Annotated in this window: 13 protein-coding genes; 7 read left to right on the top strand and 6 right to left on the bottom strand. The window is 63.0% G+C overall.

The genetic code is table 11. The features are described from left to right. The first annotated feature begins 25 nt into the window (after nucleotides 1-25). The 4 genes from ACQZ6J_RS29010 to ACQZ6J_RS28995 are packed head-to-tail and all read left to right on the top strand — an operon-like array spanning nucleotide 26 to nucleotide 4,669. Complete coding sequence (locus ACQZ6J_RS29010; protein ID WP_449086548.1) at nucleotides 26-1,036, top strand: ABC transporter permease; 1,011 nt, start codon at nucleotides 26-28, stop codon at nucleotides 1,034-1,036. After that, entirely contained in the window at nucleotides 1,033-1,881 is an 849-nt protein-coding gene (locus ACQZ6J_RS29005; RefSeq protein ID WP_449086547.1) for an ABC transporter permease, read from the top strand. Before ACQZ6J_RS29010 ends, ACQZ6J_RS29005 begins: the two co-directional genes overlap by 4 nt. Beyond that, nucleotides 1,860-3,590: a dipeptide ABC transporter ATP-binding protein gene (locus ACQZ6J_RS29000; RefSeq protein ID WP_449086546.1), complete on the top strand. Its 1,731-nt coding sequence runs from the start codon at nucleotides 1,860-1,862 to the stop codon at nucleotides 3,588-3,590. Before ACQZ6J_RS29005 ends, ACQZ6J_RS29000 begins: the two co-directional genes overlap by 22 nt. After that, nucleotides 3,587-4,669: an LLM class flavin-dependent oxidoreductase gene (locus ACQZ6J_RS28995; protein WP_449086545.1), complete on the top strand. Its 1,083-nt coding sequence runs from the start codon at nucleotides 3,587-3,589 to the stop codon at nucleotides 4,667-4,669. The genes ACQZ6J_RS29000 and ACQZ6J_RS28995 overlap by 4 nt, the downstream gene beginning before the upstream one ends. A gap of 157 nt (nucleotides 4,670-4,826) precedes the next feature. Here the strand turns inward: ACQZ6J_RS28995 and ACQZ6J_RS28990 are convergent, their stop codons facing one another. The 6 genes from ACQZ6J_RS28990 to ACQZ6J_RS28965 all read right to left on the bottom strand — a co-directional run bounded on the left by ACQZ6J_RS28990 (nucleotide 4,827) and on the right by ACQZ6J_RS28965 (nucleotide 11,095). Further along, nucleotides 4,827-5,900 (bottom strand): DNA topoisomerase IB, encoded by a 1,074-nt coding sequence (locus tag ACQZ6J_RS28990; protein WP_163993103.1) that lies wholly within the window; start codon nucleotides 5,898-5,900, stop codon nucleotides 4,827-4,829. A gap of 230 nt (nucleotides 5,901-6,130) precedes the next feature. Further along, a complete protein-coding gene (locus ACQZ6J_RS28985) occupies nucleotides 6,131-6,727 on the bottom strand; it encodes an FMN-binding negative transcriptional regulator (protein WP_449086544.1) in 597 nt (198 codons plus the stop codon). Between the two features lie 56 nt (nucleotides 6,728-6,783). Beyond that, entirely contained in the window at nucleotides 6,784-7,911 is a 1,128-nt protein-coding gene (locus ACQZ6J_RS28980) for a zinc-dependent alcohol dehydrogenase family protein (protein ID WP_449086543.1), read from the bottom strand. 133 nt (nucleotides 7,912-8,044) lie between these two features. Beyond that, nucleotides 8,045-9,202, bottom strand: coding sequence for an amidohydrolase (locus ACQZ6J_RS28975; protein ID WP_449086542.1), 1,158 nt, complete (start codon nucleotides 9,200-9,202; stop codon nucleotides 8,045-8,047). A gap of 28 nt (nucleotides 9,203-9,230) precedes the next feature. Beyond that, nucleotides 9,231-10,217 carry an alpha/beta hydrolase fold domain-containing protein gene (locus ACQZ6J_RS28970; protein WP_449086541.1) on the bottom strand — a complete coding sequence of 329 codons (987 nt, stop codon included), beginning with the start codon at nucleotides 10,215-10,217 and terminating at the stop codon, nucleotides 9,231-9,233. Nucleotides 10,218-10,306: 89 nt separating this feature from the next. Beyond that, the gene (locus ACQZ6J_RS28965) at nucleotides 10,307-11,095 is read right to left on the bottom strand and encodes an AraC family transcriptional regulator (protein WP_163993114.1); all 789 of its coding nucleotides are present in this window, start codon (nucleotides 11,093-11,095) and stop codon (nucleotides 10,307-10,309) included. Nucleotides 11,096-11,329: 234 nt separating this feature from the next. On the opposite strand from ACQZ6J_RS28965, the gene ACQZ6J_RS28960 reads away from it, so the two are divergent. From ACQZ6J_RS28960 to ACQZ6J_RS28950, 3 genes are read left to right on the top strand one after another with little or no spacing between them, the layout of a single operon-like run. Continuing rightward, nucleotides 11,330-12,175, top strand: a complete 846-nt coding sequence (locus tag ACQZ6J_RS28960) for an ABC transporter substrate-binding protein (protein ID WP_449086540.1) — start codon at nucleotides 11,330-11,332, stop codon at nucleotides 12,173-12,175. 22 nt (nucleotides 12,176-12,197) lie between these two features. After that, nucleotides 12,198-13,328, top strand: a complete 1,131-nt coding sequence (locus ACQZ6J_RS28955) for an amino acid ABC transporter permease (protein ID WP_449086539.1) — start codon at nucleotides 12,198-12,200, stop codon at nucleotides 13,326-13,328. A 13-nt stretch (nucleotides 13,329-13,341) separates the two neighbouring features. Continuing rightward, a complete protein-coding gene (locus ACQZ6J_RS28950; protein WP_163993215.1) occupies nucleotides 13,342-14,085 on the top strand; it encodes an amino acid ABC transporter ATP-binding protein in 744 nt (247 codons plus the stop codon). Nucleotides 14,086-14,105 lie beyond the last annotated feature (20 nt).

The following is a 14,105-nucleotide window of genomic DNA, read 5'->3' as shown; positions in this document are numbered from 1 at the left end:
CCGAGCAACCGAGGAGGTGACCGGCATGAGCAATGCCTATCTAACCTACGCCGCAAAGCGCCTCGTGCAGGCCGTTGTCGTCATTCTGCTGGCCTATGTCTTCACCTTCGTCGTCGTCAGCATCCTGCCGGGCGACCCCGTGACGAACGTCCTGCGCAATCCGCAGAACGGGTTCACCGAGGAAGAGATCAAGGAAATCATCGCCGCTCAGGGCCTGGACAAACCGGTCCTGGTCCAACTGTCGACCTCCTTGTCCCACTTCCTGATCGGCGACCTGGGCCTGTCGATGCGAACCAACCGACCCGTGACGACCATGATTGCCGAGGTGCTTCCCTCGACGCTGGTCCTTGCCTTTGCGGCTCTCGCCGTCGCGCTGCTGCTGGCGATCGTGATTTCATACGGCACCCAATTCCTTCCCAAAAGGTTCGGCCAGGGCTTGCTACGGGGTTTTCCGTCCCTGTGCCTGTCGGTGCCGAATTTCGTGATTGGCCTGGTGCTGATTCATATCTTCGGCTTTCAGTTCGGTCTCTTCCGCGTCATTGAGCCCGACAGCTTCTGGGCGACCCTTTTTGCGGCGGTCGCGCTCGGTATCCCCATCTCGGCGCAAATCGCCGAGGTGCTCATCGCCAATCTCGACCACGAGTCGGGACAGGAATACGCCGCCGTCGCGCGGAGCCGCGGCCTCGGGCAGATGCGCCTCTTTGCCAAGCACCTGCTGAAGCCGTCTTCGCTTCCCGTCGTCACCGTCGTAGCGCTCACCGTCGGCGAGCTGCTCGGCGGCTCGCTCATAACCGAGGCGGTCTTCGGACGCACCGGCGTCGGCAGTCTCGTACAGCGCTCGGTGAGCACGCAGGATTTGCCCGTCCTGCAAGCGGTGGTGTCGCTGGCGGCGGTGGTCTTCGTGCTGGTCAATCTCATCGCCGACCTTGTCTATCCGCTGCTCGACCCGCGCATAAAGCTTGTCGGCAATGCGGAGGCCCGCCCGGCGGCCGTGGACGAAGGCTCCGCCGGCATTTCCAAGGCGGTGACGTCATGACCCTCGTCTCCGCCGCCACGTCCTCGCGCATCAAGGCGGCCGGTTTGCTGGCTGTTCCGCGATTGCCGCCGATCGTCGCGCTCTCGTTTCTGGTCGTTGCGATCGTGATCGCCTGGTCGCTCGCGCCGGGCCTGTTCACCAGCCACAACCCGGCCATCGGCGTTCCCGCTCAAAAGCTGCTCGGTCCCAGTGCCGGACACTGGTTCGGAACCGATCACCTGGGTCGCGATCTCTATACCCGCGTCGTCTATGGCTCGGCTTCCTCCGTCAGGAGCGCGCTTATCGCCGTCGTCATCGGCGTCGTGGCCGGTGGGCTCATCGGCCTCCTGGCGGGCTTCCTCGGCGGTCGTGTCGATACCGTGCTTGCCCGCCTCGTCGACGTGCTGCTTGCCATTCCGAAGTTCCTGCTTGCCGTCATCGTCGTCACCGCGATCGGCTTCGACACCACCAACGCCGCCATCGCCACCGGCGTCTCGTCGGTGGCCGTTTTCGCCCGGGTGATGCGCTCAGAGGTCATCAAGACCAGGCAGGCGACCTTCATCGAAGCCTCGTTTCTGCTGGGAGGCTCGCGCTGGCACATTCTATGGCGGCACGTCCTGCCGAACGCGTCGCGCTCCGTGCTGCCGCTTGCGGTGCTGCAGTTCGGCGATTCGATCCTGGTGATCGCCAGCCTCGCGTTCCTCGGCTATGGCGATCCGCCACCGGCCTCCGACTGGGGTTTGCTGATTTCAATCGGCAAGGACTACCTCAAATGGCCCTGGCTGGTTTACGCGCCCGCCTTCGTCACGATCGCGACCGTCCTCTCTGTGAATAGGATCAGCCGATGGCTTCGCAAGACAGACTGAATGCAGTTCTCGCCCGTCCCGACGGTACGGCGGTGTCGTCGCCTCGGCCAGCGCCCCTGCTCCAGGTAGACGGCCTGTCCGTCTCCTACGGGCCACATGAGGTCGTTTCCAATGTCGGATTCGAGCTGGGCCGCGGCAGGAGCCTTGCCCTCATCGGAGAGTCGGGCTCAGGCAAGTCGACCATTGCCCGCGCGGTCCTGCGGCTGCTCCCCGGCGGAGGACGCGCCGCCGGCCGCGTCGAGTTCGAGGGCCAGGACATGCTGGGGCTGCCCGAGCGGCGGTTCCGGCCGCTGCGGGGACGAGCCATCGGCTTCGTCCCGCAGGACCCCGCCAATGCGCTCAATCCGGTGCGGACGATCGGTGCCCAGGCGATGGAAGCGGCCGCGCTTGTCGACGAGCCCAACAAGATCGTCCGCAAGGCGCTCGTCCTGGAGACGTTCGCCGAGGTCGGGCTCGATAACCCCCAGCGTGTCTACGACTCCTATCCCCACCAATTGTCCGGCGGGATGCTTCAACGGGTGCTGATCGGTCTTGCGGTCCTGCCGCGGCCGCTGCTGCTGGTCGCGGATGAGCCGACCTCCGCGCTTGACGTCACGATCCAGAAGCGGATTCTCGATCTGCTTTCGCGCTTGCAGCACGAGCTGGATATCAGTCTGCTCCTCATTACCCACGATCTGGCGATCGCCGCCGAGCGGGCAGACTCGCTTGTCGTCCTCAAGGGCGGCGTTGTTCAGGAAGCCGGCAACACCGCGACCGTCTTTTCCGCGCCTGCGTCCGCCTACGCGAAGAAGCTGCATGCCGACGTCCCGGCCCTCAACCCCGACCGTTACCACAAGCTTCGCGATCCCGGCTTCCGTTTGCTTGACGCCGATGCCACTACCACGCCGAAGATCGAAGTTAGCGGCATCACGAAGAGCTTCACCGTCGATGGCAAGGTGCTGACCGCCGTTGACGACGTATCGTTCACCGTCCGGGCCGGCACCACCCACGCGCTCGTCGGCGAGTCGGGCTCGGGCAAGACGACGACAATCCGGCTGCTGCTTGGGCTCGATCAGCCGGATACCGGGCACATTTCGATCGCCGGGGAAAAGCTCACCGGTCGCTCGCAACAATCTTTGCGCACGGTATGGCGCCATCTTCAGCTCGTCTATCAAAACCCGTTCACCTCGCTCGACCCGACCTGGAAGGTCGAGCAGCTGGTTCGCGAGCCGCTCGACAGGTTCGACATCGGAACCCGCGACGAACGGGCGGCGCGCGTCCGCGAGGCGCTGGACGATGTCGGGCTTGGCGAACATCTGCTTTCGCGCAGGCCGCAAGCCTTGTCAGGCGGCCAGCGCCAGCGCGTCGCCATCGCCCGGGCGCTGGTCCTGAAGCCGGATGTAATCGTTCTCGACGAGCCTACCTCCGCGCTCGACGTCAGCGTTCAGGCCGACATCGTCGAGGTGTTGCTCTCGCTGCAAGCCAGCCTCGGCCTGACCTATGTCTTCGTCTCGCACGATCTGGCCCTCGTGCGCCAGCTCGCCCACACCGTCTCGGTCATGCAGCGCGGGCGTATCGTCGAACAGGGTAGAGTCAAGGACATATTCGACAGCCCCCGGCAGCCCTATACCGTGTCGTTGCTGGAATCGATCCCGACCGGCGTCGCCGGTATCGCCCGCGCACCGCACCCGCAACTTCGCCGGATCATCAACCAGGAAAAGATCGCATGACCATAGCCGCATCTGTCAGCCCCCTGCCCGCGATCTTTCGTCCGAAGCGACGGCTCGGTTTCAACACCCGGGTGGCATTCAACGACGAAGCAGGGCCGGCGCAGGGGCTGCGCGACGGGATCGAGCTGTTCAAGGCGGCAGAGCGGCTGGGTTATCAATCCGGCTGGGCCTACCAGCGGCATTTCGACCATTATCTGTCCTCGCCACTTCCGTTCTTCGCCGCGGCCGGCCAGCATACGCAGCATATCACGCTGGGCTCGGCGGTCATCCCGATGCGCTACCAGGATCCGATCCTGCTCGCCGAAGCAGCCGGGACCACCGATCTGTTGATCGGCGGCCGGCTGGAGCTGGCCATCTCGACCGGCGCCAATGCCGCATTCGACGCGGTTTTCGGCGCGGTCGACACAGATGCGCGGACAGAGGCCAAGCGCCGGCAGGCACGCTTCCTTGACGCGCTCTCGGGCACGGTCCTGCACGTCGTCGATGGGCCGGGTCAGGGTGCCCCGGAAGGCACGGAACTGCGCGTAACGCCGCACAGCCCGACCCTGCGCTCCCGGATCCGGCAGGGCTCGGCCAGCCTGGCCTCGGCTGTGCAAGCCGCCGAACTCGGGATCGGGCTGATCTCCGGAACCGTGCAGCACGATCATGCCGAAGGCGAGACGTTCGGGGAGTATCAGGCCCGCTCCATCGAGGCTTTCCGCACCAAATGGACCCATAAATGGGGTACCGAGCCGCCACCGGTCACCGTCGCGGCCTCGATTCTGGTGGGCACCACTACCGAACTCCGGGAAAAATACGCCGCTTACGATTTCGAGCGTCGCACCCACGGCATCGCCGCATCCCGCCCCAAGGGCGCCCTGGCGCCGGCCAATCAGCCAACCGGGATCCAGATATCCCCGGTCTTTCAGGGCACCCCGGACCAGGTGATCGAGGCGGTCCTCAGCGACCCGGGCCTTGCCGCCGCAGACGAGGTTGTGCTTTTCCTGCCGCCCGCCTTCAATCTTGCCGAGAACATACGGCTACTGACCGACCTTGCGCAGACGGTGGCGCCGAACTTCGGCTGGTCGCCTGGCGCATGACAGCGCGCGGCTACGCCGTTCAGGGTCCGTCGCCTTGACCTTTAGAAGGTGCTCTCGGCATCGGTGGGAGCATGGTGGCGTCCTTTGAGTGGCCGGCGATCCGGTACCAAATCTCAATCATGCGGCCGCGCGGCGGGCTGCCACTCCTTCAAAGGCTTCAATCCTTCGACACCCGTCTTTGAAGCCATCGCAACACGCGAACCTCCTCGATGTCCATCCACTGCAGGAGCCTCTCGCTGCGCGTTTGGATCTTGAGGACCTCTGGAAGGCATCCGGCCCTGAAATCCTCGAAAACCGCGGGATGGATGTAGGATGACCTGCAAACCGAACGCGTGTTGACGAGCATCGATGCGACAGTATCGATCACCTGATTGAGCTGGCGCGTGACCGCTCTCTCCGACAATTCCACGTCGAGGGGAGCCAGAGCCGAGACCGCCATGCAAGTCGCACCCCACGTTCTGAACTGACGCGAGCTGAAATCGCTTCCGGACGTCTCCCTGATATAGGCGTTCACGTCCTGCGACGAGATCTGCCGGTAGCCCCCGTCGTCGCAAACATACTTGAAAAGCTGCTGGCCCGGCAGCTCCTGCAACCTTCGCACGACGTTTGCGATGCGTCGGTCGCTGTGCACCAGATTCCATTCCTTGCCGGACTTGCCCCTGAAGCGGAATTTGACCGTTCCCCCCTCCACGCGCACATGGCGCCTTTTGAGCGTCGTCACTCCGTAAGACCGGTTCGCCTCGGCATAGGCGGCATTGCCGACGCGAATATAGAGGTTGTCCAGCATCCAGATCACGGTCGCCAAGGCCTTTTCCATGGTCAGACCTCGGGAACCGAGATCGGCATCGACCCGCTGACGGATTTCGGGAAGGCTGCTTGCAAAGTCGACGAGACGATCGAACTTCACGCGACCGCGTTCGGAATGCCAGTCCGGATGATAGCGATATTGCTTGCGGCCGCGAGCATCGATTCCGATCGCCTGAAGGTGGGAAAATGGGTTTGTCGAGATCACCACATCCGTATAGGCGGGAGGGATGGCCAGGGCGTCCAGACGGGCGATCTCCACTCTATCGGTGATCCGCATTCCGCTTGGCATGTAATAGAGAAATCCGTTCTTTCCATGCCTTCGGCGAATGCCGTCTTCAAGGCTGACAAGGTAGGTCAGTCCGGAATGGAGTTTCAGTTCGGCGGCCGCGGCGGCGGCATCCACTTTGGAGATGATCTGGTTCATGCCCCGATAACTCCCGCGCGATGCGCCGGTTCCCATACATTCGCCTGGATGTTTGATCCCGGATTTTGACGGCGCGACCGTCTTGCAAGCGCGGAGAAATCCGCTGTGGGGCAGGATCCGCATGAGAAGCGGCGCGATGACGGAAGCCATCGCGCCAGCGGGCGACCATGAGAAATCGACAGAGCGACATCGCCGATCCGGCGGACGCCGACTATCCGCCCTTCATCGTACTAGGCCCGGTCCCGCATGCGCTTCATCCAATGGACCAGCGCATCGTCTTTCAACGCGCCCAGAATGTGGCTGAAGGTTTCGTCGCTCTCGTCCTGGCCGAGCTTGAAGCGGGCTGAAATGGAAAGGATGCGGGCGCGGAAACCGATGACGCCGCTGCGGAGCTTCGCATAACGCGGACCGAGGCTGTCGATGGTCCAGGGCGTCTGTTCGTTCTGCTCCATATGGGCGACCGTTCGCACCAGAGCCTCGTCGGTCAGCTCGTCGCTGAACGCGATTTCCGCCGCAATCCGCACCACCACGAAATTCCATGTCGGCGCCCAATCGCTTTTTCCGGCCATGGCCGGTGAGATATAGGCGCTCGGGCCATGAAAGCTCAGGAGACAGCGGGAATCCTTGTTGAGAACCGGATAAATGGACGCATGCCGTGGCAGATGGCCGAGCAACGCCGTCGGCCGGCCATCGGCATTGCGCTCGAGCAGAACAGGCATATCGGTCATGTGGAAATCGCCGTCATGAGCCGCGATGGCCGCCATCGGATAGGCGTCGATCACGTCGCCGATGTCGCGATCGTTCCAGTTGTCGAATTTTCCTGTCATCTTGTCCTGCCCGTGACGTTGCGGCCGGGTCTCGTGCCCGGCTCTCGTTCGAAATATCAGAGAAACCAAACGACCTGGCGAATGGCCGCGCCATCGGCCAATCGATCGAAGCCGGTATTGATCTCTTCAAGGCTCAGGCGGCCGGTCAGCAGCTTGTCGACCGGCAGCTTGCCGCGCCTGTAGAGATTGAGGAAACGAGGGATATCCCGCGACGGCACGCTCGAGCCGATATAACTGCCTTTCAGCGTGCGCTCCTCCGCCGTCAGGGTCACGGCGGGCAGGCGCAGCATGGCGTTAGGATTGGGAAGGCCGCCGGTGATGGTTGTTCCGCCCCGGCGCGTGATCGCGTAGCCGAGTTCCAGCGCATGGACCGAGCCCGCAAATTCGAGCGCCACAGCAACGCCGCCGCCCGTGATCTCGCGGGCTTTCCCGACCACATCCGGATCATCGCCGCGCAGGGTATGAGTCGCGCCGAGCGAGCGAGCGAATTCGAGCTTCGACTCCAGCCGGTCGATGGCAAGGATGGTCTCGCAACCCGCGGCGACAGCGCCGAGCAGCGCGGCAAGCCCGACGCCGCCGAGACCGATGACGGCGACCGATCCGCCGGGTTTGATTTCGCCGGCGTTGAACACCGTGCCCACACCGGTGATGACGGCACAACCCATCAGCCCGGCGATATCGAGCGGCACCTCGGGGTCGATCTTCACCAGCGAACGGCGGGAAACCGTGGCATATTCCGCGAAAGACGATACGCCGCAATGATGGTGGATAGGCTTGCCGTGACGGAAAAGGCGCGTGGCGCCGGTGGTCAGGTCGCCCTTGGCGTTGTGCGCGGCACCCGGCTCGCAAAGCGCCGGGCGGCCCTCCGAACAGGGATTGCAATGGCCGCAACTCGGCACGAAGACGAACGCCACATGATCGCCGGGCTTCAGGTCTTCCACGAAAGGACCGACCTCCTCGACGATGCCGGCGGCTTCATGGCCCAGCACCATCGGCAAGGGGCGCGGCCGGTTTCCCTCCATAACGGACAGATCCGAATGACAGAGACCCGCGGCCGCCATGCGCACGAGGACCTCCCCCGGGCCTGGCCCTTCAAGGTCGATCATCTGCACCTTGAGAGGCAATGTTTCGCCATAGGGCCGGTCCAGCCCCATTTCCTCGAGCACGGCAGCTTTGATCCTCATCGTCGGCAACCCTTTCGGCTGATGTGGAGTGTACGCAGGAGACTATCATCCCGGCGGCGTGGCCCGCCTGCGACATCAGGTCAAAAACTATCGCGATAGGGCCGCATTGCGATGGCGAAAGACAGGCTCAGGATCAGGCCGCGTCGCCGAGCATGTTTTGCACGACACGCATGAAAACGCCGGCGCCGATGCCGATGAGGCCATCCGGGAAATCATAGTCGGGGCTGTGAAGCGCTGGACAATTCGGTCCTGCGCCGAGGAGGAACATCGCCGAGGGAGCGACGGCTCGGAAGCGCCCGAAATCTTCCGATCCGAGCATCGGCAAGTTGCCGCGACCGAAGACGATACCCTGTTGTTCCAGCGCTTCGGCAAGGCGGGCAACCGCCTCCGGACTGTTTTCGCAATGGGAGAAGATATCGCTGTAGTCGATGGAAAGACCGAGCCCTTCGGCCGTAGCGACCTGTTTCACCAAAGCCTCGACCTCGTTGCAGAGATGCTCCATGCGGTCGTCGATCAAGGTGCGCAACGTCGCCCAGACCTCGGCCGTGCCGGGAGCGACGCCGAAGGTGGGCTCGCCGAGCGACGCATGGGTGACGGTCACCATCGAGAGGCTCTCGTCGCGGGCGCCATCGACGGACATGGCCGCAAGCGCCGTCATCAGCGCCGCCACGGCACCCATGGGCGATTTGCCGGAGCGGGGCGTGGACGCATGCGCCGTCCGTCCTGTCAGCCGAATGCGGATGCCGCGGGAGGCGCAATTCACCGGCCCTTCGGCAAGCGCCACTTCGCCGAACGCCAGGCCCGGCGAATTATGCAGCGAAAAGGAAAAATCCGGGCGGATCTCGGCAAATCGCGGATCGTCGAGCACCGCTGCCGCGCCCGCGCCGGTTTCCTCGGCAGGCTGGAAGAGCAATACCACGCGGCCGCGCCGCAGCCGCTCCCGCGACAGGCCGTGGGCAAGCCCCGCCATGATCGCCATATGCCCGTCATGACCGCACATATGGCCTTTGCCCGCCACGAGCGACTTGTGGGCGATGTCGCGGGTTTCGGCGATCGGGAGGGCATCGAGCTCGCAGCGGAAGAGCAACGTCGGTCCCGACCCCTTCCCTTCGAAAACGGCGGCGACACCGGTGCCGCCCAATCCCGTCATGATCCGGTCCGGCTTCAGCGGCGTGAGGAAGGAGACGACGCGCCCGGCCGTTTCATGTTCCTCGCCGGAGATTTCCGGATGCCGGTGAAGATCGTGTCGAAACCGCACCAGATCCCCGATATCGCCTTCAGTCAGAAACATGAGCCCATCCTTTCTTGTCTTCCCTCGTTCAGGCGCCTGCTCTGCCAAGCACGCGGGATATGAACCGCGCGCCATCGGCAATCGCCTCCCGTGCCAGCCCGGACATGGACATCGCCTCCAGGAAGGAATGCGTGGCGCCCTTGTAGACCTTGCTGTCGGCGACGTTGCCAGCCCCTCGCAGCCTCTCCACCATCTCGAAGCTGTCGGCCGCAATGATATCCCGATCCGGAACGACAAGGAAAGCGGGCGGCAGGCCATGAAGCTCGGCCTTCAGCAGATAAATCTCGGGATTGGTCAGGTCTTCCGGCGTGCGCGTGTAGTTGCGGAAATAGAAGTTGACCTCCTCGCGATCCATGACGGAGCCCGGCCCGCCATGCAGCGCCTCGGCCTCGTCGGAGCATTCGGTTGCAAAACCCGCGTAGTTGAACAGCAGACCCTTGATCGCAGCGCCATCACCCTTGTCGCGCATGCGGATTGCCGTGGCGAGCGAAAGATTGCCGCCCGCCGAATCGCCGCCCAGAGCCAGCCGCGAGGGATCGATACCGATCGATGCGAGTTTCAGCCAGCCGAGCGCATCCTCCACCTGATCGATGGCGACGGGATATTTGTGCTCGGGAGAACGATAGTAGTCGAGACCCAGCACCTTGACCTTGGCCGCATGAGCATATTCGCGCATCAGCCTGTCGTGGGTGTCGATGCTGAACAGAACAAAGCCGCCGCCGTGAAGATAGACGAGGACCGGCGCATCATCCGGCAGTCCGGGATCGTAGAGCCTAGCGCGCATAGCCCCGTGGCGTGTCGGGATCGACAGATCCTGCGTCTTTGCCATGACGGGGCCGCCCTGCCGGAAGGGCTCGCGGACGATTTCCGCGATCCGGCGCGCTTCTTCGGGAGAAACGCTGGAGAGCGACGGATACTGTGCCCAGCCCTTGCGCATCCTGGTGAGGAACAGGGCGATTTCGTCATCGATTGGCGACAGGGTGGCGTGCTGCGGGGAGGAAGGAGATATGCTCACGGAACTGGCCTCATGGTCTTCGGGTCGAGGCAATCTTAGCAATCGTCCGTGCGCCGGCGCTCCCTTCGCCGGGTCTTTTCCTGTCTCGATCAGGCCGTTGTGCCCTGCGGCTTGAGGTTGTGCTCCGCCCGATAGTGGCTCGGCGGGGCGCCGAAGGAACGATGGAAGATCGACGTGAACGCCGAGACGCTCTCATAGCCTATGCCATAGGCAACAGAGGTCACCGAATGGCCCGCATGCAGGAGCGAGAGCGCGTGCATCAGGCGCACCTGCAGCCGCCATGTGGCCAGAGCCATGCCCGTCTGATTCTTGAAGATGCGCGTGAATGTCCGCCGCCCCATATTGGCGACGGAAGCCCAGTAATCGATATCGCTGTGGTCCCCCGGATTGTCGATGATCATGTTGCAAACCCGCAGGATGCGGCTGTCGCTCGGCATGGGTATCTGGATGTTCGCTGTCGGCATGCGTGGAATCTCGTCCAGCAGCAGCCGGACGATCTGCCCCTCGCGTCCTGCCTCGTCATAGGCGAAATTGAACGTCATGATCTCGCCGATCAGCGCGCGCACCAGATCGGAAACCTCAAAAACCCGGCACTCCTTCGGCAGGTTGTCGAGCATCGGGTCTATATAGACAGCGTAGAATTTGACGTTCTCGCGACACTGGGTCTGGTGGCGCACGCCGGGCGGAATCCAGATCGCCCGGTTGGGTGGCAGCACGTAGGTCGCTGCTTCCGTCGTAACGGCCTGGACGCCCGACAATGAAAAGCTGAGCTGGGCCCGCTCATGTGCATGGAAGGGGTCGACATATCCGGCCGGGTACTCGTCCGACAGCGTCACGACCGGCCTGATCGTGAGCGGGTAATCCTGACTGCGCTTCATCCTCGCCTCTCCAAAGCACATCTTCCTGGCGGAAAACTGTGGTCACGAGCCTTAGCCTGATTCAAGCAAATTTGCTTGCCACTGCATCAAATTGGCCAGTTCAAAACACTTTCAGTCCCGGCCGCGACAAACTTCCCCGTGGCTTGATGCTACTGTCTCAGGACGAAAAGCAACGCAGCGGCACCCCGCCGGGAGTGCTTTTCGAGTAACGAATAGAAAAGGGGAATCAATAACATGAAGAATAAAGGTGCCTCGGGCGCTTGTTTCGCCGCGCTTGCGCTATGCCTCTTGGCGGGGACCTCCGCCATGGCCAACGAAATCTCCAAATGCCCGCTTTCCGGTGAAAAGGGTTCCATTTCTATCACGCCCGCGAATCCGGGCGAAATAACCGTCGAGACGGCACTCCCCAACCCGGCCTGGTGGAATGGCGATACGCCTGACCAGATTGCGGACGGCTTCGAATATTGCCTCGCCGCCAACGTCGCCCATCGCGCCGGCTTCGACAAGGTCAAGATCGTCGTCTCGTCCTTCCCCGCGCTGATTGCGAACGCCAACCAGCACAAGGACCTGGCGATGGCGACAATCTCCATCACCGACGAGCGCAAGAAGGTCCTGTCTTTCTCGGCGCCCTACTTCTCCTCCGATATCGGCGTGCTCGTGAAAGCCGGCAAGCAGGTGGATTCCGCCGCACTCAAGACCTTCCGCATCGGCGTTCTGCAGGGCACCACCGGCGCCAATTTCGTGACCGATCGTATTAAGCCCGCAGAAGTGAAGGTCTATCCGGAAAACCCCGGCATGTTCGCCGCGCTCATGGCCGGTCAGATCGATGCAGCGATCACCGACACCGCGATCATCCTCGCCCAGGCATCGAAGTCGAACGGCGCACTGACCGTCGCCGGCCAGTTCGAGACGGGCGAGTATTACGGTGCGATCTATCCGAAGGACTCGCCGAACAAGGCCGCAATCGACAAGGTCATCCAGGACATGCGCGCCGACGGGACGTTGGCGAAGCTGGCCTCGACCTATCTCACTGGCATCTGGGGTGCCGATCCCACCAAGATCCCCTATCTGAAGCCTTGATCGGACGGCGGGAAAATACGCTATGACGACCACTTCTCGAAGCGCCGAGACCAAACTGATGGGTCTCGGCGAAGGACGATCTTTCGGCGCCGGTGCGGCGCCGAAAGATCCGCGCGGATGGACGACGACAGCCATGCTCTGCGCTCTGTTCATAACCGTTTCGACCTGGATCACCTTCGGCGCGGCTCGCGACCAAGCTGCCGCGCTGGGTATCGGCGCGGTGCTATCAGGTGCGCTGTTTGCAATTCCGGTCGTCCTCGCCTTGTTGCTGCTGTGGCCGGCATCGGCAAGCGTCCTTCGCGCCCAGAAGGCGCGGCAGGCGGTTGCGGCCGGGGATATGATCGCAGCGAGAATCGCGACCTCTGCATCGCTCGATTACGCCCACTACACGGCCGGCTTCTCCGCGCTCTTCGCGGTCATCATCGCTCTCGCGCAGTTCCTGATGGCAAACGACCTGGCGGTCAGCCGCACCTTCCTGGCGCTGCCGCTGATCGTGTCGTCGTTTCCGTTGGTTCTGAAGGCTTTCTGGGTCAACATCTATATCTTCGTCGTCGCCGAAATCTGCGTTCTCGTCTGGGGTCTGATCGTTGCGGTGGCGAGGCTCATTCCGGGCAAGACCGGCGCTCCGGTGCGGGCGATGGCCACGCTCTATACCGATATCTTCCGCGGCATGCCGGCGATCATCACGATCTACCTCATCGGCTTCGGCCTCCCCTTGAGCAACCTTCCGATCCTGAAGGATCTGTCTGTCGAGACCTACGCAATCCTGGCCTTGACGCTGACCTTCGGTGCCTATGTCGCCGAGGTCTATCGGGCGGGGATCGAAAGCATCCATTGGAGCCAGGTGGCGGCGGCGCGTTCGCTCGGCCTGTCCCACATGCAAACCATGCGCTACGTCATCGTTCCCCAGGCGGTGCGGCGCATCATTCCGCCGCTGCTCAACGACTTCATCGGCTTGCAGAAGGACACGGCGCTGGTCAACGTCATCGGCTCGATCGATGCCTTCAACCAGGCCAAGATCCTCTCGAGCAACTACTTCAACCTGTCGCCCGTCACCGTCGTCGCCTTCGTGTTCGTGCTGATCACGATACCGCAGGCCCGGTTTGTCGACCGGATCATCGAAAACGACCAGCGGCGCATGCGCGCAGGATAAGGCGAGGATGGCCATGCCGATCATCGAAGTCAGGAACATCTCCAAGAACTATGGCACCTTCAAGGTTTTCGACGGCCTGACGCTGGAGGTGGAAGAGCATCAGGTCGTTTGCCTGATCGGGGCCTCCGGCTGCGGCAAGTCCACGCTCTTGCGCTGCCTGAACGGGTTGGAGACGATCAACTCCGGCGAAATTCGAATCCATGACGACCGCATCACCGGCCCGGGCGTCGATGTCAACGCGCTGCGGCGCGACGTCGGCATCGTCTTCCAGAGCTACAACCTCTTTCCCCACATGACGGTGCTGGAAAACGTGATCCTGGCGCCGTGCAAGGTGCTCAGACAACCGAAAGACGACGCCGTGGCGCTGGCGATGCGGCTCCTGGAGCGCATCGGCCTTGCCCACAAGGCCCATGAATATCCCGACCGTCTCTCCGGCGGCCAGCAACAGCGCGTCGCGATCGTGCGGGCACTGGCGATGAGCCCGATGATCATGCTTCTCGACGAGATCACCTCGGCGCTCGATCCGGAACTCGTCTCCGAAGTCCTCAACATCGTACGCGACCTCGCCGCCGACGGCATGACCATGGTGCTTGCGACGCACGAAATGGGCTTTGCCCGCGAGGTTTCCAGCAAGGTCTGCTTCCTCGCCGACGGCAAGGTCTACGAGGAAGGTCCTCCCGAGCAGATCTTCAGCGCTCCGACGCGGGAGCGCACGGGATCCTTTCTGCAGAAGATCGTCGAGGCAGGCCGGCTGTAGTTTCGGCGTTCAATCAGCAC

The sequence above is a fragment of the Rhizobium sp. A37_96 genome (assembly GCF_053521765.1).
This window is presented reverse-complemented; position numbering and strand designations above follow the sequence as displayed.